This window comes from Virgibacillus litoralis, assembly GCF_017873675.1.
GTDB lineage: Bacteria > Bacillota > Bacilli > Bacillales > Amphibacillaceae > Lentibacillus > Lentibacillus litoralis.
The window spans coordinates 222,938-249,085 of the sequence record NZ_JAGGKK010000003.1 but is presented as its reverse complement, the minus strand read 5'-3'; the positions used below and the strand labels follow the sequence as shown (position 1 = coordinate 249,085).

The window sequence follows — 26,148 nt, the reverse complement described above, 5'->3', positions numbered from 1 at the left end:
AAAGTAGTTATACATTCTTAACTGCAAAAATCCGAACTAATTCGAATTCTATTTCAAGAATTTTGAATCATAGTTCGGATTTTACTTTGACTAAAGAATTTTGCTTATTATTTTATCTTTTACAGTCCGTACAAAGGTAGTATCTCTTTAAAACGAAAATCAAGAACCCGACATAATAAGGAATATATTTTATTTTCAATTAGGTCTACGCTTTTTACATACTATTTATTCTTTAAGGAGGATGCTAAATGACAGAGTTACAAGAGGTTTTTAAGAAAATTGATTCGGCAATAAAAAATGATCCAACACGTGCAAAAGGGGTGAAAGCAATTTATCAGTTTAATATAAATGGAGATGAATCAGGCACATACCATATCGTATTTAATGATGAAAATTGTTACGCGGCAGAAGGTGAGATAGAGGATGCTGATTGTACAATGAATATGTTCACAGATGATTTTTTGAAAATGGTTGATGGAAAATTAAATGGAACACAAGCATTTATGACTGGACGATTGAAAATCAAAGGGAATATGGGACTCGCGTTAAAATTGCAGGATATTCTTGCTTCATATAATCAGGCAGCGAAATAAAATATTCACTCCTGGTATGTTAAAGCAAAAAAGGAGGAGCCTATGTGATTTCGTTTTGCCCAACAGAAGAGGAAACATCATTTATCGAAGTAGCCAAAAAAATTGCTAAAGATAAAATTCGTCCGATTGCACGCGAATGCGAACAAAACCGTTATGTTGATAAAAACCTTATTGATGAATTAGCAGAACTGGGTTTTTTATCACTTGAGTTACCTGAATATTTAGAAGGATTAGAATTACCGTTAATTACACAAGTGCAATTAGTTCAAGCGCTCAGTTATGGGGATCTCGATGTTGTTCAAGGGTTACCAGGCGCTAATGATGCAGCTTCTATGATACGTATTCTTTCGGAGAGAACAGTTACGAGCTTAACAAAAGATGCGCAAATCAATAATGGAACTGCTGCTTTTGTAAATACGGTTAATACCGATGAAGTTAGAGAGGACCGATTATTCATTACAGAAGAAGCTGATGGGTACATCCTGCAGGGAACTTCACAACCAGTTCGAATGGCGTCCTTCGCTGAATATATGATAATAGCAGCGAAAAATTCACTAGGAAAAAGTGTTGTGCTCTGGTTAGATAATCACAACCATTGGACGGTTGAGCAAGGTGATTACCGCTTAGGGTTACTTACATCTGGACTTGGGCGGTTTTCTTTTGATGGTCTATATGTTCCCAAAAACTGTATGGTGGCAGAAGGTTATATAGCCGATGATTTACTTAGACAGGTTCGTACTCGGATTCGAATATTACAGGCAGCAAAAGAAGTCGGTTTAATGGAGGCTGCACTTGATTATGTTACAGAGTATACGGCGGAACGGAAAGCATTTGGTCAAGCAATTGCAAAGTTTCAAGGGGTATCGTTTCGAATCGCTTCAATGGCAATGGAAACAAGAATTTCGAATCACCTTGTAAAGGAAGCTGCTGTTAAAGCAGATGAACAGGGTTCAGAGTCAGATGGATTAGCTTCTCGGGCGTTGTATCGTGCCCATCGTTCTGTTCGCTATGTTACGGATTCAGCTGTTCAATTGCTTGGTGGGCATGGCTTTGTGGAAGAGTTTCCTGTAGAGAAATGGATGCGGGATGCTCAAGCACAGGTTGCCTTATATGGAAGGGAAAAGGATTTACTTTTTCAGCGTGGTGAACAAATTATCGCTGGTACAAAAGAAGGGGCTATGCAATGATTTCGTTTGAGTTATCGGAGCAGCAAAAGCAAATTAAGGAAATGACTTATTGGTTTGCGGTGAATGAAATACGGCCAATTGCAATGAAAGCAGAAAAAATGGAAAGAGTTCCTGATGATTGGCTCGACAACGTAAACAGAATGGGTATCCACTTAAATACATCATCTTTTAGTGGAAATGGTACCCATAAAACGTCAGCAAAGGAATCCAAAAAAGAACGGGAAGCAAACCGTATGGGTGTTTTAGCAACAGAGGAAATGGCCTGGGGAGATCCTGCTGTTACATTATCGCTTCCTGGTGCAGGTCTTGGTGGACCTCCTGTGGAAAGTAGTGGAACACCTGAGCAAAAAAAGAGGTTTTTATCTATTTTTACAAAAGATAAACCGAGATGGGGAGCATATGCTTTAACAGAACCAGAGGCAGGATCGGATGCGTCAGGCATTCGAACATCAGCAAAGAAAGTTGCAGGTGGCTATGTTTTAAATGGCCAAAAAATATTTATTACGAATGGTGGACGCGCTTCATGGGTTGTTGTGTTTGCAACGGTTGATGCTTCACGTGGACGTGCTGGACAACGTGCGTTTGTGGTCGAAAAAGGAACAGCAGGTTTCAGCTGTACACGACTAGCAAAGAAAATGGGACTGCGAGCAAATGAAACAGCAGAACTTTTGTTGGAGGATTGCTTTGTCCCACAGGAAAATTTACTTGGTGGAGAACAAGTTTACGAGACAAGAGATTCTAAACAAACAGGATTCCAGGTAGCAATGAAAACGTTTGACAGTACACGTCCAATTGTCGCTGCAATGGCAATCGGGATCGCACGTGCAGCCTATGAATATACCTTGGATATTGTACAACGGGACTATCCGAAACAAGGCAGGTATTTTCAGCTAGCATCTGAAATACTAGCAGAAGTAGAACAGGATATTGCAGCAGCACGGCTGTTAACATGGGAGGCTGCGTGGAAGGCTGATCTTGGTTTGGCTAATGCAAAAGAAGCGGCAATGTGTAAAGCTTATTCTGGGAATATGTCACTTGATGTATGTTCAAAATGCCTGGAACTTTTAGGTCCTGACGGGCTAGATGGCCATCTAGTTGAAAAATTATACCGTGATGTGAAAGTGTTCGATATTTTTGAGGGAACAAACCAAGTACAACACCTTGTGATAGCTCGTCGTCAATATGCTCCATATGGAATAAAAGTATAGTGAGGAGTGGTATTGTGTCCTATCAAACTATTAAAATAGATAAACGGAACAAGGGGGTCACGTGGATCACCATAGATAATCCCCCCGTTAACGCCATTGGAGAAGAATTAATGGAAGAACTTGAATCTGCAGTGGATGAACTAACCGAAGATAATTCGGTTCGAGTGGTCGTCCTAACTTCCAACCACGAGAAAATATTCCTAGCCGGAGCAGATTTAAAAGGAATGATACAACAAAGTACTAATGATGAATCGGAAAATACGATTGCCAGACAAAGCGCACGAATGCAAGCATGTTTTCATCGCTTCGCTACAATGCCTAAACCAGTAATTGCAGCAATCAATGGTCATGCACTCGGAGGTGGTTGTGAACTGGCGATGGCATGCGATTTTCGTTTTATGGGAAAAGGGCGAATCGGATTAACCGAATTATCGCTTGGTCTCATCCCAGGAGCAGGTGGGACCCAAAGAATGACGCGGTTATTGGGTCGAGCAAAGGCTATGGAGTTGATCTTCACTGCAAAGCAATTAGAAGCGAAGGAAGCAGAAGAAGCAGGCCTTATTAATCATGCTGCCGTACCTGATAAATTGAAAGCGGATACAACTGCGTTTGCTGAAAAGCTGGCAGAAGGAGCTGTGCATGCAATGGGACTAGCTAAACATGCAATTAATGCAGCAGAAGGATCGATAGAAGAAGGATTAGAAGTGGAATCAACTGCATTTGCTGATACGTTTTTGACAGAGGAACCAAGTATCGGGCTTGCAGCATTTTTTCAAAAAGAAAAGGCGCGATTCCTTAACTAAATAGATTATAAGGCTTAAGAAAAGGTGGGATCTATTTGTCATCCTGGAATGAAATGTTAAAAGGGAAAGTAGCTGTCGTAACAGGAGCGTCACGTGGCTTGGGTCGTGCAGATGCACTTGCGTTGGCTGAAGCTGGAGCAGATGTTGTTATTACAGACATTTTAATCGAATCAGATGAAACTAGTGAACAGGAAGCGGAGCGACTTGGTCCAATTGCACAGGTTATGCAAAGCACAAAGGTAATGTATGCTGATCAAACTGCAAAGGAAATCCAGGCAATGGGAAGGCGATCGTTTGCTGTGAAAATGGATGTAACAGATCGCGATCAAATTAAAGAAGTATTCGCTAAAGTAAAAGAAGAGTTTGGCAGGATCGACATTCTTGTTAATAATGCTGGTACGTTAGACCACGTGTCACAAATTGAAAATCAAAATGATGATTTATGGGATCGTGATCTAGCTGTTAACCTGACTGGCTCTTACAATTGTACAAAAGCGGTGTGGCCATATATGAAAGAACAGCAATTTGGCCGGATTATTAATATGTCTTCTGTCGCTGGAACGCTTGGAGGATTTGGTCAGGCAAGCTATTCTGCCACAAAGGGTGGTCTTTTAAGCTTAACAAAAAGCATGGCATTGGAAGGAGCGAAATACGGTATTAACGTCAATGCGATAGTGCCTGGTATTATCGGGACAGAGGCATTTAATATGGGAAATGCAAAAATGAATGATCGAATGATTGACCGGTCAGCATTAAAGCGTGCTGGCAAGCCAGAAGATATCGCCAATGCGATCACCTTTTTGGTATCAGATAAAGCAAATTATATTACTGGAATCGGTATGAACGTATCTGGCGGCATTGAACTATTCACATATTGATTAGGAGGATTACTATGACAGAGGCAGTTATCGTTGATGCAATCCGAACAGCTGCAGGTTGTAAAAAAGGTATGTTAATACAAACACATCCTGTCGATATACTCGCGCCGATTCTTAAAGAGCTTGTAAATCGAAGTGGTGTAGATGCAAATGAGGTAGACGATGTTGTAACAGGATGTGTCACTATGACTAGTGAACAAGGCGGGAATATTGGACGTATGGCAGTGCTTGCTGCCGGATTCCCTGTTGAAGTTCCCGCTTATTCACTAAATCGGATGTGCGGATCGAGCCAGCAAGCCATTCACAATGCTGCGCAAACAATATTGGCAGGGGATGCAGATATTACGATTGCATGTGGTGTTGAAAATATGTCGCGCGTCTCGATGGGAAGTGATATGGGGAGTTTCAGCAGTGACCTAGTTGATCGTTTTAACATTGTCCCACAAGGGTTTTCGGCTGAAATGATTGCAGAAAAATGGGCACTCTCCCGTGAGGAGTTGGATGAACTGTCATTAGAAAGTCACCGACGGGCTGCAGAATCTACAGATAACGGTGATTTCGAACGAGAAATCTTACCTATTAATGTTAAAAAAGAAAATGGGGAAGAGACCTTTTATCAAGATGAAGGGATACGACGGACCACTTCTATGGATAAATTAGCTGGTTTGACTTCTTCATTTCAACCTGATGGTGGTGTTGTTACTGCTGGAAACTCTAGCCAAGTGAGTGATGGTGCAGCAGGTCTCTTGATTATGTCCAGGGAGAAAGCTATGCAATTAGGGGTGAAACCAAGAGCACGAATCATAGCTCGTGCAGTTGTTGGAGAAGATCCTGTCCTTATGCTGACAGGTGTTATCCCGGCAACACGAAAGGTATTAAAAAAGGCTGGGTTAAAACTGGAGCAGATAGATGCTATTGAAATAAACGAAGCATTTGCATCCGTTGTAAAGGCGTGGGAAAGGGAATTGAATCCAGATATGAGCAAAGTGAATGCCCGTGGTGGTGCAATTGCATTAGGTCATCCTCTAGGTGCGAGTGGTGCCAAGCTTGCGACAACATTACTTCATAGATTAGAGGACGAGAATGGCAAATATGGTCTTCAAGTTATGTGTATTGGATTTGGAATGGCAACTGCGACAATAATAGAACGGTTATAAAAGGAGGACTTTATATGTCGGAGCTAGTAAAGCCTAGCTCAGTGGAAGTGTTCGAAATGATTGATGCAGCGTTGAAATATAATCAGTCGGCAACGGAAGGAAAGGAAGGGATATATCAATTCAATCTGCAGGGGGATGATGGTGGAATATACCAGATGATAATTGATGAAGCTGGTTCACGAATTGCCCAAGGCGAAAAATATGAATCACAAGTTACATTGACGATTGATAGTGATGATTTCAGAGAGATGGTTGCCGGTACCCTAAATCCAACTGCAGCATTTATGAGTGGAAAGTTAAAAATTAATGGAAATATGGGGCTTGCTTTAAAACTGCAAACAGTGCTTAATTCATTTTCGTTTTAGAATGGGTGTTTTTTAAAAGTTGGCGAGATCATGTGAATGGGAGATAAAACTGGGAGGGTTCTCATGAAACCGAATAATTTACTGGAAATGCTTCATAGAACAGTTGAAAGATTTCCAGAAAAAGATGCATTGTTATGGAAGGAAAGTGGGACATATCAGCATATCACATATCAGAAGCTTTGGAATCGAATTTACGATGCTGCATCAGGGCTGAATCACCTTGGCATAGGAGAAAATGACAAAGTTGCTATTTTATCTAATAGTAATCCAATGTGGGGGATTACAGACTTCGCAGCAGCAAGTTTAAGGGCGGTAAGTGTACCTGTTTATCCAACTTTGCCGTCTGAACAGGTTGCATATATTTTAAAGAATGCCGATGTTAGAACAGTCGTTGTTGAAAATGAAGAACAACGGGATAAAGTTTTAGCAGGGGATGCTAATGTGGAAAACATAATTACGATGTACCCTGGTGAGAGCTTCTCCTCAACAGAATCAAATTTATCATTTTTTAAATTAGAAAAAATAGGAGAAGAAAATAGAATCCCAGACTGGGAAGAAAGATGGCAAAAGATAAATCGTGATCAGCTGACAACCATTATCCATACTTCTGGGACGACTGGTAAACCAAATGGTGTAATGCTATCCCATGGTAATTTTCTGTCAAATATGGAGGCAGTTCAATTTTGGCTGATTGAATTGCTGCCAGAGGATCTTACGCTGTCCTATTTACCGTTATCACATGTGTTCGAACGTATGGCAGGTTATTATATGCCTTTATCAGTCGGTACAACGATTGCTTATGCTGAGAGTATTGATACAATTCAGGAAAATCTAAAGGAAATTAGCCCAACGGTTTTGACGAGCGTTCCGAGATTGTTTGAGAAAGTTTATGCAAAGGTGCTTGATGAAATTGATAATGGGACTCCAATTAAACAAAAAGTTTTCAATTGGGCGATTAATATTGGTATAGAACGATATGAAAGATACCTGAACGCCCCTGTAAATGAGCTGATTCTAGGAGAGGTTATGCCGAGCGATTTTATGCGCAAATGGAAAGTTGCTGAACGACTCGTTTATCAAAAGGTGAAGAAAGAGCTTGGTGGCAGGATTCGTGGCATGGTTTCTGGTGGCGGAACGCTAAACCCTGATGTTGCACAATTTTTCTGGGCAATTGATTTACCGATATTAGAAGGATATGGGCTTACTGAAACTTCTCCAGTTATTACCACAAATCCGATGGTACGTGCTAAAGTGGGGACGGTTGGAAAGGTAATGCCAAATTTGGATGTTCGTATAGCAGCTGATGGAGAAGTGCTTGTTAGAGGACCAAGTGTGATGAAAGGGTATTATAATAATGAAGAAGCAACAGCAAACGCATTTGAAGGTGATTGGCTATACACGGGAGATATTGGGGAACTTGATGAAGATAACTACTTAAAAATAATCGATCGGAAAAAACGAATTCTTGTCTTATCTACTGGAAAAAATGTTGCGCCACAAGTGATCGAAAATGCTGTAAATGAAAACAGTTTTATTGAGCAATCCCTTGTCATTGGTGATCAGCGGAAGTACATTATCTGTCTGGTTAACCCTGATTTTGAAACCTTATTACCATGGGCGAAACAAAACGGTATCCGTTCAGAGTCACTAGATGAAATTTGCCGTCATAAGATTGTCAAGGACCTAATTGAAGACAAAGTAAAAGAACATACAAAAGACCTTGCTGAATATGAAAAACCTAAAAAGGTAGTTATTATTGGTGAGCAATGGACAGTCGAAACCGGTGAATTGACCCCTAAGCTATCTGTACGAGTCAATGTTATAGAAAACAAGTATAAGAATTTAATTGAAGAATCATATGCAGAGGATAGTCCATCAAACTCCCAAATGGAAACTGGTGCAACAGCAGGATATGCATAAGAGTAGAAAAAACTTGGCACTCGCCATCAAGGCTTGGCGAATGCCAAGTTTTCTAAGCATCCCTTATACTCTGGATTACTATCCTTTATGGCAAAAGCCTTAGTTGCACTATAGCAGTATGAAATAGTGTACCTCATCTAAATCAGACCTTCACGAATAGCTTTTGCAACCGATTCAGTGCGGTTTTTAGTATCCATTTTTTGTATAATAGCAGAAATATAGTCACGAACGGTGTATTCACTTAAATTTAAGTTGCTTGCAGCTTCAATGGTGGAAGCCCCCTTAGCCATCAGCTTCAGAACCTCGATTTCGCGTGGTGACAGATGTAAATCACCCCTATGTTGTTTGTCATCATGTTGATCAGTTTGATGTTTCGATAAAATTTCTCCTGCGCTCTGACCAAATTTGGTTAGTGCGGAAAACGTCTCTTGAGCTACTTTAAAGTGTTTGCCACGACCTTGATCTAGAATAGCTGCACCTAAAAGCTTGCTGCTGGAAGATACATAAATTGGTGCAACCACGACTGAATTCAGTCCGAATTGCTGAACGTATTGGTCAGGGAATCCAAGAGTTGCATCTTCCATGTAAATCGGTTGTAAGTAACTCATACTTTTTCCAAACAATTCTAATATGCGCAGATTATTTTGAATTAACGGCAGATTACTAATGTCTTCAGTAATATTTTGAATTGCCTTATTGTCAAGACGGTGACCAAATAATCCGAATCCCATTTGATCATTAACAGAATAGGAGAAAAGTGCGCAACGTTCGAAAGGCAAATAATTAACAAACCCAGCTGTTATATTTTCAACTGCTTCATTATAGGTTCTGGAACGCATAATGGTCTCATTGAACATGATGACGGAATCTTTCCATTGTTGTTCTTGTTTATTTTCTTTAAATGTATCCTTTCCGTATTGGAATGTTTGCAGGGCATATGTGATGAACGGCATAATATGAGAAGTATCGTGATGGTTAACACATACTAATAGCGTTAGGTCTTCATATGGGATTGTCATAACATTGTATTTGGCTTTACTATTTTCAGGCATTTGATTCAGTAATAATTCGGTTAATGAATATATTGTATCGGCCTTCAACTCATCGCTTCCTAATAACAAATCTTGACTTAAGTTATTAAACCACTTCTCTACCGTATGAGATTGTTCTTTTTTAATAGTAATAGCTGCCCATTCAATTGGTAATTGATTGGAGGAAACTAGATTCTTTATAAAGGAATCAATCGTAAAATATTGATGAAATGGTTGTTTAAGTATGTCATCACCAATCGTTGAAAATAGATATTGAACTGCCTGATGGTCATGATAAGAGTGATTTTCCTTTTTCTGAATGACCTTATGAACGGCATTTTCTAATAAAGTAATAATAAACTGATTTGTTTGAAGAGATACAGGTTTTGGTGTAATAGCATTTAATTGATAATCATCTGTTTCATCATCTTCGTTTGCAAAAAGATAATCTGCAAAAAAGCTGATTGTATCTTCAACATTTTTTGTTGATTTTTCTCCCCCTTGCAGGTGGGTTAGTACATTCTCCCACTCTAGCAAGATCTGCTGCTGATGTGTTTTAACGATTTCAAGGCCACTATTAAATAACCTAATCATTTGGCTATTTAAGGTTAGGGACATAACTCTTTACCCCTTTCATAAAGCTAATTTGTGCAAAGCGCTCGAAATATTCATAAAAGGTTATCTACAAGTTATTCTATAGAAATAGTATAAATCCTTCTTGAGCAGTAATAAAGTATCGAAACTTTCTTTCCGCATTAAAGTTTGATAAAAAACAACCCATATTAACGACAAGCAAGTTTTCTAACAATACCTTTTAACGTTATTAAATAAACCTGATTGTTTCAATGGAAAGAGACCTATTTAATTTTAGTCTCAACGTATATAGATATGAAAGGCTGAACATCAGCATTGTTAAACAACCGACAAAAATAGGGGGAAGACGCAAAAGTTTACCCGGGTGGGTTTCTCATCACTGAAAACAGGGTACTGGTATATTAATTAGAATTTTCTTACATTATAAAATGGATCAGGACAGAAAATTACCTATAATTGTCGGGTTTTTTTTGTGTTATTTCCATCTTATAATGATATTAAAGAATATTTGCGTAATTCAGTAAAAGATAAAGGAGGAGGGAAATTTGATAGCTTACTTGATTGGTGCTGAAGTATCAATTAAGTTTACTTCAGTCTGAAATTAGTCTTTAAATGTAAGCGGTAACAATACAGTAAGTGAGATGGAGAAGTTGCGTGATAATAGGTACAAAGGGGTGTGGAATTTGGGTAAAGAAAGGAAAGAAACAGTAGGTAAAACGTGGAAAAAGAAGCTTTTTATTGCTTTATTCGCTGGTTTTTTGGGGCTCGGAGGACTTATGTCTGTGTTCGGGTTCACCGGAACAGCGTTTGCACTGCCACTTGGTGGAATTGGTGATTTTTACGTAGAATTTGATGAATTGAATGGTAAGGGATTTCAGTTATTACCACACATTGGTGAAACAGGTGACTCTGATGCTGAACCAATGATCCGAAACAAAATAGAAGAAGTGGAGATTAAGAATTTACACATTTATAAGGATATCAAAATGCCAACAGGAGGCTGGGTAAGGGTTCATATACGAGCATCAGGTCCTACCAAAATTAGTGGTCTGATTCAGGATGCCCGTATGATTGATGCTGATTTAAGTTTTAATGAATTAGCAATTAAAGAAAAAAATACTGATGATTTCTCTACGAATTGGTCGCAAGATGCTAAAACAATTACCATTAAAGATGCTAAGTTAGTTACGGACTACCTATTTCAAAGTGTGGTCAGTTTGGATGGAACCAAAATCTATGTCGAGAAAATTGATGAACCGGATATGACGCATCAATAAATCCTCATAACTGGGAGGGATAACTATGAGTAGAAAAGAAGCGAAGGCTATAAAGAAGGAAGAAAAGTTACAGGGGAAACACCGTAAAATAGCTAATGGCGGAAAGTTCAGGAAGTGGCGAAATAAAAGGCCTTTCTGGGGTGCGAGTTTAATTCTTTTAGCAGGGCTAATGATTTTGTATATACCATTACACCTTTATTCCATTGCGTTTATTCCTGGAAGTTTTGTATTTATTGGCTTTTTATTTGGTGGCTTAATTTTAATTATGGGTATTTTAGATTATATATACCCGCAATTTTCAACTGTGTTTGGTGTCGTCACTATATTTCTGTCTATACTTTCAGTAATGGGAGCTCTAGGAGGATTTCTGATAGGTACGATAATAGGAATTATTGGTGGTGCGCTGTCCATTGCATGGGAGAAGCAAGAGGTTACCATTTCAGAAGTTGCACCAAACAAAAAGCAACAGGACCAGGATGAGGTAACGAATGAATTGATGGAAGATAAAGTTAAAACGGTCCAGGCTTAATGTTGTGGCGTTTAATTTGTTAACTAGGGGAATAAAAATATGAAAAATACTGCTTTAATCAGTTTCATTTTCATACTTGTATTTGGACTTTCCTTAATGCCTGCAGCTACAACTAACGTTTCAGCTGACAGTGAAGATAGTTCTAAAGATAATGGAAATAGTGGCGGTTTTATTATCGAAACGAAAAAGGTAGAAGGTCAGATGGATTTAGTGGGGGCACTGCAGGGTAAAGTAACGATTAAGGAAGGAATCATCCACGGATTAACCATTACCAAGGTTCTCGAAACTGGAGGGGAACAGGAACCAATGGTGATACGGATTAAATCACCAGGACCAATTCATGTGAAAGATTTGTATGCAGAAACAATAGATGGTACTCCTCCAAATATCGGTGGTTTATGTGCCCCTAGTAAAGTGGGATGGGTTTGTCTATCAAATGTTGTAATGAAGGTATCCAAGCAAACGGTTTCGGACATCTCCTTACCGAATACAAAAATTGAAGCTTGTTATAAAAGTGAATGTGGGAATTTGCCTGACTATAGTCCGACGACTAAAGAGAAAATACAGGAAATTCTAGAAGAGGAGCAAGAAGAGCAAAGCAAACTGGATCAAATAAAAGAGGAACTGGAAGATGATAAACAGAAACTTGGTGCAGTTGGAGATCTAATAGACAAGGCAACAGAAACATATGAAAAAGTTAAAAAAGGTACACCATCGGATGAATTAGTAAACTTGATAGAAGATACTAAAAATCTGCTTAGAAAGGAAATTGAAGATGGAGTCACCGATAAATTGAACAATTTGGTTACCTTAACAGAAAGAATGGAAAAAGAATTGCAATCTTTTCAAGATATTTCCGGAACTTTTTCGAGCATAGTCGACGAATCATCCCGATTAGTTAAGGAACTTGAAAATAGTATAAACACTAAACAAGAAAAGCTTACTAAACTAACCGAAAAGCATTCTCCCCAAAATGAAAGTGAACGGGAACAAGCGGAAGTTTTCTCTAAATTATTAGAGATGACCGAAACCAAAAATGATGGAAATGAAGCTAAGTCTGATGAAACGAAGTCCGAAGAAACAACCAAATCTGAAATAGATATTCAAACAATTAAAGAAGGCGTTGAAAAGGTAACAAAAGAAACTGAGGAGGTTAAAGAAAAAGTAAATAGTCTAAAAGTGAAAGAGGAATCCATACAAAAGAAGACAAGTACAATAACCGATAGCATATCCAGTTTGAAGGATAGCATTACAGAAACAGAAAAGAAAGCGTCCTCTAAAGAAAAAGAAAATACCGAAAGTAATACCGATGAGAACGCAAACGATAATAAGAAAGAAGAAACAGAAACAGAAACGGAATCAGAATCAGATAATGAAACGGATCCTAATTCAAATGAAACTAAGGATGAGGAAAATGATGGAGATTCGTCTCAAGATGAAGAAACAACAGAATTGGAAGATGTTGTCGAATCTATATTTGATCTATTTCAGGTAAGGCTCATCATACCTTAATAGAGTTTACAGCGGCTTGATTATTATTAATCAGGCCGCTGTTTTAATTGTTTAAAAAAGTATACCTGAGTATACATTACACCGTACCAATCCTATGGTAAGCTTTCATTAATCAATTGAAAGTTCCTAATTTTTAATCATGGAGGTAATGGTGAATGAAAGAAGAGGTAAAAACGGATAAGAGCGGATTTATTATTTTACCTAATCATGAACGCTATGATGAAAAAAGAAAGGTGTGGAATCATCTGATTGACAGATATCCCGCTGCTATATTTGAGTGCTTGTCAGAAGCAGATGTAATGTCAGCTGTTTCCTTTGCAAAGAAGGAGAACATGGACATTTCTGTTCGTAGTGGGGGACATCACCTGGCTGGAACTGCTGTTTGTGAAGAAGGTGTTATGTTGGATCTATCAAAAATGAACTCCGTAACCATTGATAAGGAACGTCAAGTTGCTACCGTGGAAGCGGGTGCCATGCTGGGTGATATTGATTCCGAAACACAGAAACACGGATTGGCTACACCAACTGGAACTGTTTCAGAGACAGGTATTGGCGGATTAGCGCTAGGTGGCGGATTTGGCTATTTGAGAGGGAAATATGGATTAACGTGCGATAATATTTTATCAGCGAAAATGGTTACTGCTGATGGGAAATTAATTAAGGTTAGTAATGATGAGCATACTGAACTGTTTTGGGCTATACGTGGTGGGGGTGGGAATTTTGGTGTTGTGACATCATTTGAATTACAGCTTTACCCTGTAGGTCCAAATGTTTTAGCAATTGATGTAATGTATGATTACAAAGATGCCAAAGAAATTTTTCAGAAGCTGGATGACTATATGAATAATGCGCCAGATGAGATATCAGTGAATACGATAATTATGCAGTTGCCCAAAGCACCATTTTTGCCTGAGAGTATGCATGGAAAACGTGTGATAGCAGTATCGGGAATGTACACTGGTAAGTTGACTCATGAAACTGAAAAGGCATTTATAGAACCGTTACAGGAACTGGCCATTCCTTTAATGGATAATACAGGAAAAATAGCATATACCGACCTGCAGAAAAAGCTTGATCCAATGGTTCCTCAAGGCGCTGAAATTATTGGAACATCACTGTTTTTTAAAGAATTGGATGAAGCAATGCTTAACATCATTTTTGATAGCATGGAAAATTCACCGCTCCCTATGGCAATGGCACAAATTTGGATGCTTCATGGACGAATGAACCGTGTTTCAGCAGACGAAACCGCATTCGCTGTCAGGGATGCACGCTTTTTAGTTCTTTTCGATGGTGAAATAGTAAGTGGAGACCCTGTTGGAAGTCAAGAATGGATGGATTCTGTTTATAATCAATTATTACCCTATTCCTATCAAAAAACGTCTTATTTAAACGGTGTAAAACTTGGTGATGAAATTACAAGAAATACGTATGGAGATAATTATTTTAAACTTGCAAAGATAAAGCAGGATTATGACCCCGAAAACTTGTTTTGTTACAACCACAATATAGCACCAGAATAATTTTTGGGCATAAAGTAATATAAATATTTCATAATCTGAATAGTATTTATAAGGAGGTGTTATTATGACTGAAGAAGTCAAAACGGAAAATGTTAATGAAACAGTTGAGGAAGAGTCAGCGGATGTTAAAGAAAATAAAGGGATGGCAATTTTAGCGTACATTATCTTTTTCATTCCACTTATTACCTCAAAGGATTCGAAATTTGCAATGTATCATGCAAATCAGGGTCTGGTATTATTTCTCTTTGGAGTTAGTATAAGTGTAATCGGCACTATAGTACCACTTATAGGGTGGTTACTGATTTTACCTTTAGGCACACTATGCTGGTTTATATTTGTAATATTGGGTATTATTAATGCTGCTAATGGTAAACAAAAACAATTACCACTAATTGGTAAAATAAGCTTGCTGAAGTAGTTGAAAAAAGGTAGGCAGTTTAACTGCCTACCAATCCACTTACGAAATAATTTCCATAACACATTTTATCAACTGTGATCTGTTTTTTACTTCCATTTTCTTAAAAATCCGTGTGATATGCTTTTTAACGGTTATTTCCGCAACATATAATTCTTTCGCAATGGCGGCATTTCCTTTCTCTTCCAGTATAAGCGTAACGATATCGACTTCTCGTTCTGTTAATGAAAATGTCGTTGCAATTACTTCCATCTCATTCTGAACAGAATTACCGTTCGTCAGCTGTTTTAAATAATTGGCTAACCTTGGACCGCGTACATCCAAAATATATGTGGTGGACGGGTAGTTTTCTCCATAGTCATAATGCGTTGCTTCCGGGATCTTCTGGAACCCAAAATTCTCCAGTAAATCCTGAAAAAATGGTAAGGGTGTTGATACAATTATTCTTCCGCTAGTTAACAATAACGGGAATAAGTTATATAGCATAAATGATCGTGCTGCGGTATCAGTTGAATCTGTGTAATCAAGGAACCGGATAAACCATCCGGCATTTTCATTTTCAGGGACACTATATTCCTTTGTATCCTGATCATTTAATCTGCTGAAATACGCACGTGATACAGGTTCTTTGGCAAGTACTTTTAGTGTGCTTACATTGATCGGTACGATGATAGATAGCCCTAATGTTTTATTATCTTTATTTTTTAATAAATGGGCATCCTTATAGTTAATTTTTTTGACATATGTGTCATCAATAAGTTCCATTTCTTTGCGATTGTGCTCGAATGAAGCATGAAAATGATACGATTCATTTGTTTCTCTATTGTAAAATTGCGCTTCGCTTTCTGAGAAATCATTTTTACGGTTTTCAAAGAATCGAGATACTTCATGGAAATTATAATCAGCAATCGGTTCCAGATACATCGAATTATCAATTTTTTCTTGAAAAAAAACACTTCGGATAAACTCATCACCTAAATGGTAGAAAAAGGATGCCGCATCTGTAGGTGAGCGATTTGTGATTGTTCTTTTATAAAAAAAGGATGCACTGCGTTGACTGAATTGTTCAAAACGTTCAGGGTGACGCAGTTTCAAATTCATCTTAATTGCATCCCTTACTAGATCATGCATAGCCCAGCCACTTTTAACAGGTTTAACGAATGATAAAGATGTAAGTGCATTAAATGTCTTTATATCAACTTCTTCCTTGAGGACAGCTGACAGACTTGATTGGTCAAAGTTATAAAATAAAGCAGCAACCTCAATTAGACGATGTAATGATTCGTCCTTTACTTCAAGTAACCAACGTTGAGTAAGTTCCATCAGAATATGTGATGATTGCTCATGTAATGTACCAATTGAAAATTCTTTGTCTGTTAGTGCTGCTAGTGTAAGTGTTAATGGATGCCCATCAGTGAACTTCCACATCGCCTTAATCATGTGGCTATTATCGATACCATAGTAATCAAGAAATGCCTGTGTTTGAGACAAACTGAAATCTTTCAGTTCGATTTCTTTCGTTAGACTGCGCCAGGCAGGTGATTCGATCCATTCACCTGACAGGGAATGGCGACCAGCCATAATAACGAAGATAGTGGGGGGCAGGTTTTGTATAAATACTTGCCGGAACCACCGATCAAGAGCATCCATATGTTCATATGAATCTATTGCTATTATTATACGTCGATCTGATGCTAATTCTGATAAGGTGTGAAGGAATTTTCGTAATGAGTAGTTTTCGGAAAATAGCTGTGTGTGGGTATGTGTTTCAATTAAGGTGAGAATATGATCCGCAAATCCTTCTGGAGTCTGAGGGAAGTCTCTGCTGTCCATTTTTAAGAATAGCAAGCCTTCTTCATTGGAAATTCGATTATATTCATTTAATAAGTATGTTTTGCCAACTCCACCAGTTCCATGGATATACAGGACTTTTATATCATTATTAGTAAAATTGAGGTAGTTATAAAAGAATTCAAGTTCCTCTGTCCTCCCAATGAAAAAATCCCGTTCAATCGATTGAATGAAACTATCCACGCTTTTGTTGCTTAGGATATTATCATTTAACTCCAAACCAGGTAACGCCCCCTTTAAAGTAACAGTTAAGTATATAAGTGCAACTAAGGCTTGCAATTGCTAAGTTCTCTAAATTTAATTGAATTGTGTAACTATTATAAATATATATAGAATTGTACTTAATGTCAACTTAACATTAGTAATATATAACTATTTATAATAAATCTAGGAAGAGGTGGGGCAAAAGTGTTTTAGTTAAATTAAAATCCGAATTAGGTCGGTTTTTTGCAGTTAAGAATGTATAATTACTTTCATACTGCATAAGTGCAACTAAGGCATTCACCAAAAGGCTTGGTGAATGCCTAGTTTTCTAATGTTGCAGATTAGAGATAATCTGCGAAGTAACTGCAGGAATAAAATCTATAAACTCTCGTCCCGCCGTCCGGGGTCGCTACGGGCGGATGCTTTCCGTGGGCGCGACCTCAGCCTCCTCGAGAAGACCACTCTGCGGGGTCTTCGGAACGTGCTATTCCCGCAGGAGTCACCGCCCTCCGCTCACCCGGACTAGTGTAGTGCTATCACAGATTTCTTCTATAGCGATTCAGCGGAGGAAATACACGTAGACTCCTGTGGGAGCTGAGGCCTAGATGAGACTACGCAGCGACGTAGGAGCAAGGAGGCTCATCAGCCGCCCTAGGTGCGCGAAGTGTATTTCCGTAGCGGTGTTACTGCACCCAACCACTAGTTCGCAGTTTACATCAACTACGTATTAAATCTAACCATTGAAATTAAACGTATTAACAACCTATCCTGTTACTATTCATGTTTAAAGTAGAAAGTTTTAATTATGTCTTAGTATGTTTCTCTCGACAGTTAACTAGTAAAGGTTGCACCCAAGGTATAAGGGGGGAAAACATACCAAGCTTACTAGAATCTTTCTTCTCGGGTTACATTGTGTTCTTTATCCAAAATGGAAAGTTTGCTTGGACTGTTTTCTTTTGCCATTTCCTCTGCTTTTGCAATGGCCTCATCTTTTGCTTCAAATTCGTCGGCTGGTGCTATGTCTTCCAGTTTTACTATCCATGCTGATGCATCCTGATTTGGTGCTACACTATAATTCTTCATCATTTAAGCACTCCTTTTTAAATGGTTATACCTACCAATTCCCGGGATATTATTCTGTAAAACTAATATGATATACTATTTTCAGAGGTAATTTGGAGGAATTCTTATGAAAGTAAACGGAGCAATTGATGCTGAAACACGTTGTAACCACTATCATAGTGAGAATGATAGGATAGCTATTAAGTTCTATTGTTGCAACGAATATTATTCATGCTATCAATGTCATCAGCAACATGGATGCGGAGCCGCAAAAGTGTGGCCACGAGAGGACTTTAATGAAAAGGCTATTTTATGTGGTACGTGTAAAACAGAACTTACAATAAATAAATATCTTGATAGTGGGTACAGCTGTCCGTCTTGTCATGTGGCATTTAACCCTGGCTGTTCTTTGCATTATCACTTGTATTTTGACAAATTGTAAATTGAACAGTTTACTTGATAGGCTTGTATCATGTATTATTAACTGTAGCAATGAATGTAGAGGAGGGTGCGATAGATGGCTTTTGTAATATTGGACCCATGTCGTCAAGAACAATCAGCAGAATGTTTGACTGTTTGCCCGGTTGATTGCATTGAAAAAGGACCGGAGCAATACTACATAGATCCAGACGTTTGTATTGATTGTGGTGCATGCAAATCGGTATGCCCAGTTGATGCGATTGTGGAAGAATATGATTTAACACCAGATCAGGAAACTTACTTGGAACAAGCAGAAGAGTTCTTTGCGAAGTAGCAATATAGAATTAGAAAAACCCCTTAAACATTGTTCAGCAATATGGACATAGTTTGGGGGTTTTTATTTTTCAAAGTCTGAATCTTTAGTCCTTATTTTATGCTAAATATAGGAAATAATCCTGCTAAATACCTTATTTTGCCGAAAGTTTTGAGTCTTTGTTATTATTTATTACCTGATACTAATAGTCGATATTAATAGGAACAGCGCATAAATTAAAATGAGAACAGTAGGGGATATATATCAAAAGATCGCTAGTATAAGATAGGATGTATCTTTCCTATAGCTTTGTACTGTTATGGATGAATGCCCCTGACTGAAAAGGATAGGTGAGATAATGCGACAAAAAACTGTTTCAGGAATACCTGGATTAGATAACGTTTTATTCGGAGGTTTTCCACAAGGAAATACAATTATTGTAGAAGGTGGACCAGGAACTGGAAAGACAACGTTTGGTATTCAGTTTTTACTTGAAGGTATTAGAAAGCATAATGAACCTGGGATTTTCATTACATTTGAAGAATTCCCTGAACAAATTTATGAAGATATGAAATTATTTAACTGGGATCTGCGTAAGCTCGAACAGGAAAATAAACTGCGTGTTGTTGGTCTATCGCCAGAAACTCTTATAGACCAAATGGTTAAACCAGGCGGATTGTTCGAGGAATTGATTAAGGAAATTGATTGTAAGCGAGTTGTAATTGATAGTATTAGTCTTATAAAATACGTAAACGGTGATGAACGGAAAATGCTTTACACAATTCGAAATGTGTTACGTAAGCATGGCCTGACTTCAATCCTTCTTCAGGAACAGTCTCCTTTAAAATCAGAAACAGCTTCAGTTGAGCATTTTGTGTTTGATGGCTATATACGGCTAGCAATAAAGACGCGTTTCAATACTTTGCGTAAAAGAACGATCGAAGTATTAAAAATGCGCGGTACAAGGACCGCTGATGGAGAACACCCTTATCGTATTTTAGACAACGGACTATATGTACAAAAAATGAGCCTGCTTTCCAGATTTATGAAATCCTTAGTTTAATAGTTAATAAAGTAGGGTAAACATGTGCAAACAATATAGGCTTACATAGTAAATGTTTTTAAGGAGTAATTGGAAATTTAGAGGAGGAAATCCCATGGTAAAGGATGATCTATTGCCATTGAGGGCGGAGTGTACTATGCTATTCCAATCAAATCCTTATATGGTTGAATCGATTGATGGCTTGGAGCTGCGGCTTGGAAGAAAAAAGGAAAATCTTGTTCCAGTATTGGAACTATTGGTGAAGCAAGGAATATTACAGCTATTGGGAGATGAATCCATACCATTATACCGGTATAAAGAACCTTTTATCATAACGGAGCTTGAAAGTAAAAGTACACTGGAGGGTACATGAACCAAAATATCGAAGTATTGAAAGAAATTCTTGATATATCCAGTGAACGTTTCATGCTTTCCGTTATAACGACAGATGTAAATGGCGAACCTGTGCTGCCGATAAAAGGGAATAATAGACTTTGTACAACATTGCTTCACCAGCAACATGACAGTTTATTGACTGTTATGAAAAAGACATTAAGCGAAGCGAAAAATATAAAGAATCCACTGGTCTACGAAATATGGCCAGGTATTCATACAATCATAGCCCCTATAACATCAGGTGAATCTACATACTTTTTATGGGCGGGCTTAATGATTGAGGAAGAAACAAAGCATTTAGTTAAGAAACAGTTGGAAAATAATTATCCTGATGTTAATGAATGGGAATATATTCTTGATGAAACACCGGTACTTACTATGGAGAAAAAGCGCGAATGGATTAGTTGGATTAATAAATTGATTAAACTCTCTTCAGCATATTCTGACGAGAGAAACGAATATGCATCCTTCCAAATATATAACGAGTTGCTCATGGATGCCTTCCAAAACAGTGATTTAGAACTTAATGCATTAATGGGAAAAGTTTTTGACAAACGTAATGATTTTGATTTTATGGGACTAGCTGAAAAATGTGAAGAAGAAACCTACTCCATTACAAGTATTTCAGGAGAAACTGCACAGGGATTATTGAATGCAAAATTCTCAGTAGGGGAGGGGTTTTTAGGCCGAGTCCTTATAACTGGTGACAGTGAGTACTGGGAAAATATTAAGAATGATCCAAGAACGAATTTTTTTAATAGATTTCATTTTCATCCTGCAGCTTTGTATTGTTTTCCATTTACAAAGCATGACGGTTCATTAGCACTGTTTTTTGGCGGACATATAACACGTAATACATTTTCTAAAGAACTTGAGTATGCCAAAACGTTAGCTATTATTCTGGAAAACAGCCTTCTGACTGGTGCGTTGACTAATGAGAATATCCAGCAGCACCAACGCTTATCATCGCTTGTTGAGATATGTAAAATGATGGTCACTCGACCAGAATACAAACGAATTATTTATATATTAGTAGACATTAGTCTTAGCTTGGTGGAAGGACCCTTCTCATGCATGGTCCTAAAAGATTCAACAAGCGGGAAAATGAAACTAGTCTCCCGTGGTGATCATAATGAAAATATGGGTGTATACGCACAGGATGTTATAAACCGATATTATAATGATTCACAGAGAGTCAGTACGGATGTTGTGTTAAAAAATAGTTCAGACGAAACGAGATGGGAACATCCAGTAATTGAGTGTCCATTATTTTATAAGGATGAGCTACTCGGCGTGTTATGTGTGGGTACTAGTTCAATGGGCCAATTCCGATTAAATGAGGACATGAATTTTTTACAGACTCTATCGATTATTGGTGGCGCTACCTTACAGTTAGCACAAAACCAGGACGGTGGTAAGGAGGATAAGCAAGTGTACTCCTTATATCAAGCAACTGGCCAGTTTGATCCAGCAGCATTCGTCAATGCTAAAAAAGCATCACAAATAGCTGGTGAATTTACCGGGAAACTGGGGCTGTCATCGTGGAATATTCATGATTTAATCAATAGCTGCCTTCTTTATAATTATGATCCAGCTTTTATTAGAGATATGATCCCTGATAGCAGAGTTGCAAGCATCGTGGAGGATGCCAAAGATCTGATAGGTGAAAAATCAACAGTTCAGTGGGATGAAGTAAGCTTAGAAAGTCAATCTTTAGCAATTATTTTAACTTATGTGAAATATAATAATCTGGAAATAATTAAGTCCTTTACATCTAAGTCAAGTGAAATCATATCTAAATTTATAGCATTTATTCATGATGGGCAACTAATTGAAGAAGAAGTCTCAACTGAAGAGTTCCAGAGTAAAGGAAATATTGAATCTATTGAACAGACCATTAAGGAATTGAAGATTTCCCCTAGAGAACAAGAAGTGCTCGACCTTGTTATACAAGGTTTGAATAACCGGGAAATCGGAGAGAAGTTATATATTAGCGGTCATACCGTAAAGAACCATGTTACAAGGATTTTCCAAAAACTTGATGTATCGGATCGTGCTCATGCCATATCAAAGGTATATCAATTAAGGTATGGACGATCACATTCTAATTAGACCTCCCATTTGGGGGTCTTTTTGCTTTGGGTATTTAGACTTATCATATGTCAGATGTCGATTTTTGTAGGTTATTTTACATGTTTTTGTACCTTTAAGCACGGGGTTCCTGAGTCATAAGTATTGATAATTGACCCTCTCCCCTATTTTATAGGAAGGCATTCTCAATATCTGGAATTTAGAATAACGGGAACGCTGAGGGATGCCTTATTTATACAATTTTCGGCATAATAGGACATACAGATTGCAAAAGCAGCTGTACAACAGAATAAGTACAGAAGCGGGGGTGCTACCGATCAATTTGGTCAACAGAGATACTGGCCAACTAATCGCTAGTGATGTACAGACAGCCTATTCATTTTGGAAAAGACTTAAGGGGTTAATGTTTGTAAAAAGTTTACCAGATAATTTTGCATTGCATATCGCTCCATGTTCATCAATTCATACGTTCTTTATGAAATGCCGCATTGATATATTATATCTTAGCCAAGAGAACGAAATTGTTGGAATGGAGGAAGATCTTGCGCCAGGTAAAATTGGTAAACGATTTTCCAATGTACAATCAGTGCTTGAACTACCGGCTGGTAATATCAAAACTTCTGCTGTAAATGTTGGACAAGCTGTCGATTTTGTTAAAAGAGAACATGAGAAAGTCACTTAGACAGGAATTAATATATTTTATATAAAAGGAGAGGTTCACATGTTAGATAAGTTAAAAGGATTGTTTATTGAAGAAGAAGGACAAGGTATGGTTGAGTATGGGTTAATTTTAGGATTGATTGCAGTAGTGGTAATTACACTCCTAACCACATTAGGTACAGAGATTGAGGCTTTATTTCAAAGTCTAGTAGATACATTACAAGGCGAAGTATAGGTTTAATAAAAATTAAGGACCCTCCCCCTTGGGTCCTTTTTAACTAATTAATCAAACTACGAATGAAGGGATGGTCATGATGCTCGATACTTTTCTACTACTGATTCTATTAATTTGTGTAATTACAGATCTGAAAAACAGAAAAATCTATAATAAAGTTATTTATCCAGCATTGTTAGTTACCTTTATCTATCACTCGGTTACAAGTGGTTTAGAAGGGTTATCCCATTCTTTCATTGGTTTTTTGATTGGTCTTAGTTTGCTGCTTATTCCATACCTTATGGGTGGAATGGGAGCAGGAGATGTCAAACTTCTCGCATTGATCGGTGCAATGAAAGGCGGGGCTTTTGTTTTTCAGTCATTTCTTTATATTGCATTACTAGGGGCAGTCCTAGCGATAGGAATTATCATATTCCGTAGTGGTGTAGTTAAATCAATCGTCTATTATGTGACAAGTCTAAAGAGCGGTGTCGTTCTTCGTGGTGGCGTATCAAGAGGCTCCTTAACGGCAACATATCCATACGGTGTGGCAATTGCAGGCGGGGCGGTGCTCTGCATGGTGATGCAAGGATGGCGTTTTCTATGAACAAAAATGAAGATGGTCAATCATTAGTGGAGTTTGCGCTAATCTTACCTATACTGCTTATGCTAGTGGTAGGTATTTTTGACTTTGGAAGAGTTTTATATACCCATTTGCAATTGGAATTAATTACTCAGGAGTCTGTTCGAATAGCCGGGTTAGGACAGGGTGATGAGGCTGTTCGTACGTATGCACAGAATAATTTTGATATTGGTGAATTAACTGATCTGGGTATCGCCATCTCCCCTGAAGAACCTAATCGTTCATCCGGTGAATATGTAACCGTGACGTTGACATATCCAGAGGAATTTCTCAATGTGCTTGGGGATGCTGCAATTCACTACACAGTCAAGACCAGTTCCACTATACGGGTTGAGTGATGAGAGGTGAGGGAACGTGCTGAAAAGGTTAAAAATGAATGAGCAAGGTAATGCAATTGTATTGGCTGCCTTAGCGCTGGGCGGTTTGCTTTTAATAGTAGGTTTAGTCATTGATGGCGGACACTTATTTATGACAAAAAGTCATTTGCAGAAAACTGCTAATGCAGCAGCATTGTCAGGCGCCCAGGAACTTCCTAATTCAGATGCAGATGTAAATAATGTTGTCGATAAAATAATAGAAGAACACGGAGAAACCAGCACTCAAAATCGAGTTAACCTTGACGTTGAACAACAATTGGAAGTCGAACTAACCAAAGATGTGCCCCTTTTCTTCTCGAAACTATTTGGAGTCGAAAAAGTACCAATTCATGTCAATGCTAAAGCAGCACTTAACCCGATGGCAAAAGCCAAAGGTGCAGTACCACTTGGAATTGATGAATCAGTTGAACTGGTTTACGGAGACACTTATTCATTGAAAGTAGACTCAGGTGATTCCGAGGCTGGAAACTTTGGTGTGCTTGCATTGGATGGTCCTGGTGCAAAATTATATAGCGAAAGTTTAACGACTGGCTTTGATGAGAACTTAGAAATTGGCGATATCATTAATACACAAACAGGTAATATTGCTGGCAAAACTCGTGATGCTATCAATTACAGAATTGATAATTGTCCATATCCAGTTGGTGAATATGAGCACCGAGATTGTTCGCGGGTAATGCTAGTTATTGTATATAAACCGTACGACAATGATTCAAATCAAATGAAAAGTATTGAAATTACCGGATTTGCTTATTTTTATATAACAGAGCCAATGAGTTCAACAGACGACTCAATTGAGGGTATTTTTATAAAACGAACTGGTACAGGATTTACCGGTGATAATGGACCATTGGATCGTGGCGCATACGCAGTCAAATTGATAGAGTAGGTGAACACATACATGAAAGCTAGACGAATAGTACTACTTGCACTTATTTCAGGTATTATTACTACAGGTATTTTTTATATCGTTATGAACCAGGCTGCACCAACAAGTTCTAATCCGAATGAACAAACAGAGATGGTGGAGGTTGTAGCTGCGAATACCGATATAGCAATCGATCAAAAGATAACAGATGAAAACTTGAATACAAAAGAAGTACCAAAAGACCAAATACATACAGAGTCTGTGAAAGAAAAAGAAGAGGTGATTGGGAAATTTGCCTCAGCTGAAATTAAAGCCGGAGAAGTAATAATGAATCACCGAATCCGAACAAAAGAAGAAGTAACTGATGTAGTTTCCAGGAAAATCACTGAGAATAAACGGGGGGTTTCGGTTAAAGTAGAATTTGACGAATCCGTCTCTAACCTGACAGTACCAGGAGATTATGTTGATGTAATGTCAAATGTAGTTTTAGATCAATCTATTCCTTTAATAGAAACAGATTTGATTCTAGAAAAAGTACGTGTTTTGGCTGTTGGTGAACGAATGATTGAAAAGAAAGATGGTGATGTCGAGAAAACATACATGACAGTGACGCTTGAGCTTTCAAAAGAAGATTCTGTAGAACTTGTACATGCTAGTGAACTAGGAAGTATTCATCTTGCTTTGTACAGTAAAGTTGATTCAGTTGAGAAAGAGTCAGAGCAGGAGTCAGGAGAACAGCAAGAACCAGAAGAAAAGGATAACGAGGAAAGTGAAGCGAAAATCGGTGATGAAACAGATACCCGTTTTGTTACAACCCCGGAACGATCGATTATCCGTAAAGCACCCCAATTAACGGCGCCCGTTGTAACGGTTGTTGATCAAGGGACTGCTTTACTTTTTTTGAATGATCAGAAAACAGATGATGATGAACGTGTATGGTTTAAAGTGAAAACAAACAAAAAGAAAGATGGCTGGGTGAGCAGCCGTATCGTAAAGCACGAGGATGAATAAAGGG

The 26,148-nt window shown here is 38.1% G+C and carries 27 protein-coding genes; 24 read left to right on the top strand and 3 right to left on the bottom strand.

The annotated features are described in order from the left end of the window. The first annotated feature begins 248 nt into the window (after nt 1-248). The 8 genes from J2Z82_RS04955 to J2Z82_RS04920 all read left to right on the top strand — a co-directional run bounded on the left by J2Z82_RS04955 (nt 249) and on the right by J2Z82_RS04920 (nt 8,111). Nucleotides 249-593 carry an SCP2 sterol-binding domain-containing protein gene (locus J2Z82_RS04955; RefSeq protein WP_209479668.1) on the top strand — a complete coding sequence of 115 codons (345 nt, stop codon included), beginning with the start codon at nt 249-251 and terminating at the stop codon, nt 591-593. A 44-nt stretch (nt 594-637) separates the two neighbouring features. After that, nucleotides 638-1,780, top strand: a complete 1,143-nt coding sequence (locus J2Z82_RS04950; RefSeq protein WP_209479667.1) for an acyl-CoA dehydrogenase family protein — start codon at nt 638-640, stop codon at nt 1,778-1,780. Then, on the top strand, nt 1,777-2,988 hold the full coding sequence (locus tag J2Z82_RS04945) for an acyl-CoA dehydrogenase family protein (RefSeq protein ID WP_209479666.1): 1,212 nt from the start codon (nt 1,777-1,779) through the stop codon (nt 2,986-2,988). Before J2Z82_RS04950 ends, J2Z82_RS04945 begins: the two co-directional genes overlap by 4 nt. 14 nt (nt 2,989-3,002) lie before the next feature. Next, nucleotides 3,003-3,791: an enoyl-CoA hydratase/isomerase family protein gene (locus tag J2Z82_RS04940; protein ID WP_209479665.1), complete on the top strand. Its 789-nt coding sequence runs from the start codon at nt 3,003-3,005 to the stop codon at nt 3,789-3,791. A gap of 35 nt (nt 3,792-3,826) precedes the next feature. After that, nucleotides 3,827-4,669 carry an SDR family NAD(P)-dependent oxidoreductase gene (locus tag J2Z82_RS04935; protein ID WP_209479664.1) on the top strand — a complete coding sequence of 281 codons (843 nt, stop codon included), beginning with the start codon at nt 3,827-3,829 and terminating at the stop codon, nt 4,667-4,669. A gap of 14 nt (nt 4,670-4,683) precedes the next feature. Continuing rightward, nucleotides 4,684-5,826 (top strand): thiolase family protein, encoded by a 1,143-nt coding sequence (locus J2Z82_RS04930; RefSeq protein ID WP_209479663.1) that lies wholly within the window; start codon nt 4,684-4,686, stop codon nt 5,824-5,826. A gap of 14 nt (nt 5,827-5,840) precedes the next feature. After that, complete coding sequence (locus J2Z82_RS04925; protein ID WP_209479662.1) at nt 5,841-6,191, top strand: SCP2 sterol-binding domain-containing protein; 351 nt, start codon at nt 5,841-5,843, stop codon at nt 6,189-6,191. Between the two features lie 63 nt (nt 6,192-6,254). Then, nucleotides 6,255-8,111: an AMP-dependent synthetase/ligase gene (locus J2Z82_RS04920; protein ID WP_209479661.1), complete on the top strand. Its 1,857-nt coding sequence runs from the start codon at nt 6,255-6,257 to the stop codon at nt 8,109-8,111. A 137-nt stretch (nt 8,112-8,248) separates the two neighbouring features. Here J2Z82_RS04920 and J2Z82_RS04915 read toward each other — a convergent pair whose 3' ends face one another. Next, nucleotides 8,249-9,760, bottom strand: coding sequence for a LuxR C-terminal-related transcriptional regulator (locus J2Z82_RS04915; RefSeq protein ID WP_209479660.1), 1,512 nt, complete (start codon nt 9,758-9,760; stop codon nt 8,249-8,251). A 659-nt stretch (nt 9,761-10,419) separates the two neighbouring features. Between J2Z82_RS04915 and J2Z82_RS04910 the strand changes: the two genes are divergently transcribed. The 5 genes from J2Z82_RS04910 to J2Z82_RS04890 all read left to right on the top strand — a co-directional run bounded on the left by J2Z82_RS04910 (nt 10,420) and on the right by J2Z82_RS04890 (nt 14,995). After that, nucleotides 10,420-11,013 carry a DUF6230 family protein gene (locus J2Z82_RS04910; RefSeq protein WP_209479659.1) on the top strand — a complete coding sequence of 198 codons (594 nt, stop codon included), beginning with the start codon at nt 10,420-10,422 and terminating at the stop codon, nt 11,011-11,013. A 25-nt stretch (nt 11,014-11,038) separates the two neighbouring features. After that, nucleotides 11,039-11,542 (top strand): DUF6114 domain-containing protein, encoded by a 504-nt coding sequence (locus tag J2Z82_RS04905; protein WP_209479658.1) that lies wholly within the window; start codon nt 11,039-11,041, stop codon nt 11,540-11,542. 39 nt (nt 11,543-11,581) lie between these two features. After that, on the top strand, nt 11,582-13,054 hold the full coding sequence (locus tag J2Z82_RS04900) for a hypothetical protein (RefSeq protein WP_209479657.1): 1,473 nt from the start codon (nt 11,582-11,584) through the stop codon (nt 13,052-13,054). Between the two features lie 155 nt (nt 13,055-13,209). Continuing rightward, a complete protein-coding gene (locus J2Z82_RS04895; RefSeq protein WP_209479656.1) occupies nt 13,210-14,577 on the top strand; it encodes an FAD-binding oxidoreductase in 1,368 nt (455 codons plus the stop codon). A 64-nt stretch (nt 14,578-14,641) separates the two neighbouring features. Then, nucleotides 14,642-14,995: a magnetosome magnetite crystal formation protein family gene (locus J2Z82_RS04890; protein ID WP_209479655.1), complete on the top strand. Its 354-nt coding sequence runs from the start codon at nt 14,642-14,644 to the stop codon at nt 14,993-14,995. 39 nt (nt 14,996-15,034) lie between these two features. Here the strand turns inward: J2Z82_RS04890 and J2Z82_RS04885 are convergent, their stop codons facing one another. Together J2Z82_RS04885 and J2Z82_RS04880 are read right to left on the bottom strand one after the other, a co-directional pair. Continuing rightward, entirely contained in the window at nt 15,035-17,062 is a 2,028-nt protein-coding gene (locus tag J2Z82_RS04885; protein WP_209479654.1) for a LuxR C-terminal-related transcriptional regulator, read from the bottom strand. Between the two features lie 870 nt (nt 17,063-17,932). Next, nucleotides 17,933-18,133 carry a DUF2188 domain-containing protein gene (locus J2Z82_RS04880; protein ID WP_390313521.1) on the bottom strand — a complete coding sequence of 67 codons (201 nt, stop codon included), beginning with the start codon at nt 18,131-18,133 and terminating at the stop codon, nt 17,933-17,935. Nucleotides 18,134-18,236: 103 nt separating this feature from the next. On the opposite strand from J2Z82_RS04880, the gene J2Z82_RS04875 reads away from it, so the two are divergent. The 11 genes from J2Z82_RS04875 to cpaB all read left to right on the top strand — a co-directional run bounded on the left by J2Z82_RS04875 (nt 18,237) and on the right by cpaB (nt 26,144). Further along, on the top strand, nt 18,237-18,551 hold the full coding sequence (locus J2Z82_RS04875) for a CHY zinc finger protein (RefSeq protein ID WP_209479653.1): 315 nt from the start codon (nt 18,237-18,239) through the stop codon (nt 18,549-18,551). A 75-nt stretch (nt 18,552-18,626) separates the two neighbouring features. After that, nucleotides 18,627-18,863 (top strand): ferredoxin family protein, encoded by a 237-nt coding sequence (locus J2Z82_RS04870; protein ID WP_209479652.1) that lies wholly within the window; start codon nt 18,627-18,629, stop codon nt 18,861-18,863. A gap of 337 nt (nt 18,864-19,200) precedes the next feature. Continuing rightward, nucleotides 19,201-19,905 (top strand): ATPase domain-containing protein, encoded by a 705-nt coding sequence (locus J2Z82_RS04865; protein WP_209479651.1) that lies wholly within the window; start codon nt 19,201-19,203, stop codon nt 19,903-19,905. Nucleotides 19,906-19,999: 94 nt separating this feature from the next. Next, a complete protein-coding gene (locus J2Z82_RS04860) occupies nt 20,000-20,257 on the top strand; it encodes a hypothetical protein (protein WP_209479650.1) in 258 nt (85 codons plus the stop codon). Further along, complete coding sequence (locus J2Z82_RS04855) at nt 20,254-22,392, top strand: LuxR C-terminal-related transcriptional regulator (RefSeq protein WP_209479649.1); 2,139 nt, start codon at nt 20,254-20,256, stop codon at nt 22,390-22,392. The genes J2Z82_RS04860 and J2Z82_RS04855 overlap by 4 nt, the downstream gene beginning before the upstream one ends. 244 nt (nt 22,393-22,636) lie before the next feature. Continuing rightward, entirely contained in the window at nt 22,637-23,053 is a 417-nt protein-coding gene (locus J2Z82_RS04850; protein ID WP_245251106.1) for a DUF192 domain-containing protein, read from the top strand. 39 nt (nt 23,054-23,092) lie between these two features. Then, nucleotides 23,093-23,266 (top strand): Flp family type IVb pilin, encoded by a 174-nt coding sequence (locus J2Z82_RS04845; protein ID WP_209479648.1) that lies wholly within the window; start codon nt 23,093-23,095, stop codon nt 23,264-23,266. 76 nt (nt 23,267-23,342) lie between these two features. Continuing rightward, nucleotides 23,343-23,852 (top strand): A24 family peptidase, encoded by a 510-nt coding sequence (locus J2Z82_RS04840; RefSeq protein WP_209479647.1) that lies wholly within the window; start codon nt 23,343-23,345, stop codon nt 23,850-23,852. Beyond that, nucleotides 23,849-24,226, top strand: a complete 378-nt coding sequence (locus tag J2Z82_RS04835; RefSeq protein ID WP_209479646.1) for a TadE/TadG family type IV pilus assembly protein — start codon at nt 23,849-23,851, stop codon at nt 24,224-24,226. The genes J2Z82_RS04840 and J2Z82_RS04835 overlap by 4 nt, the downstream gene beginning before the upstream one ends. Before the next feature lie 16 nt (nt 24,227-24,242). Continuing rightward, complete coding sequence (locus J2Z82_RS04830; protein WP_342453600.1) at nt 24,243-25,154, top strand: pilus assembly protein TadG-related protein; 912 nt, start codon at nt 24,243-24,245, stop codon at nt 25,152-25,154. A 12-nt stretch (nt 25,155-25,166) separates the two neighbouring features. Continuing rightward, nucleotides 25,167-26,144 carry a Flp pilus assembly protein CpaB gene (gene cpaB / locus J2Z82_RS04825; RefSeq protein ID WP_209479645.1) on the top strand — a complete coding sequence of 326 codons (978 nt, stop codon included), beginning with the start codon at nt 25,167-25,169 and terminating at the stop codon, nt 26,142-26,144. Nucleotides 26,145-26,148 lie beyond the last annotated feature (4 nt).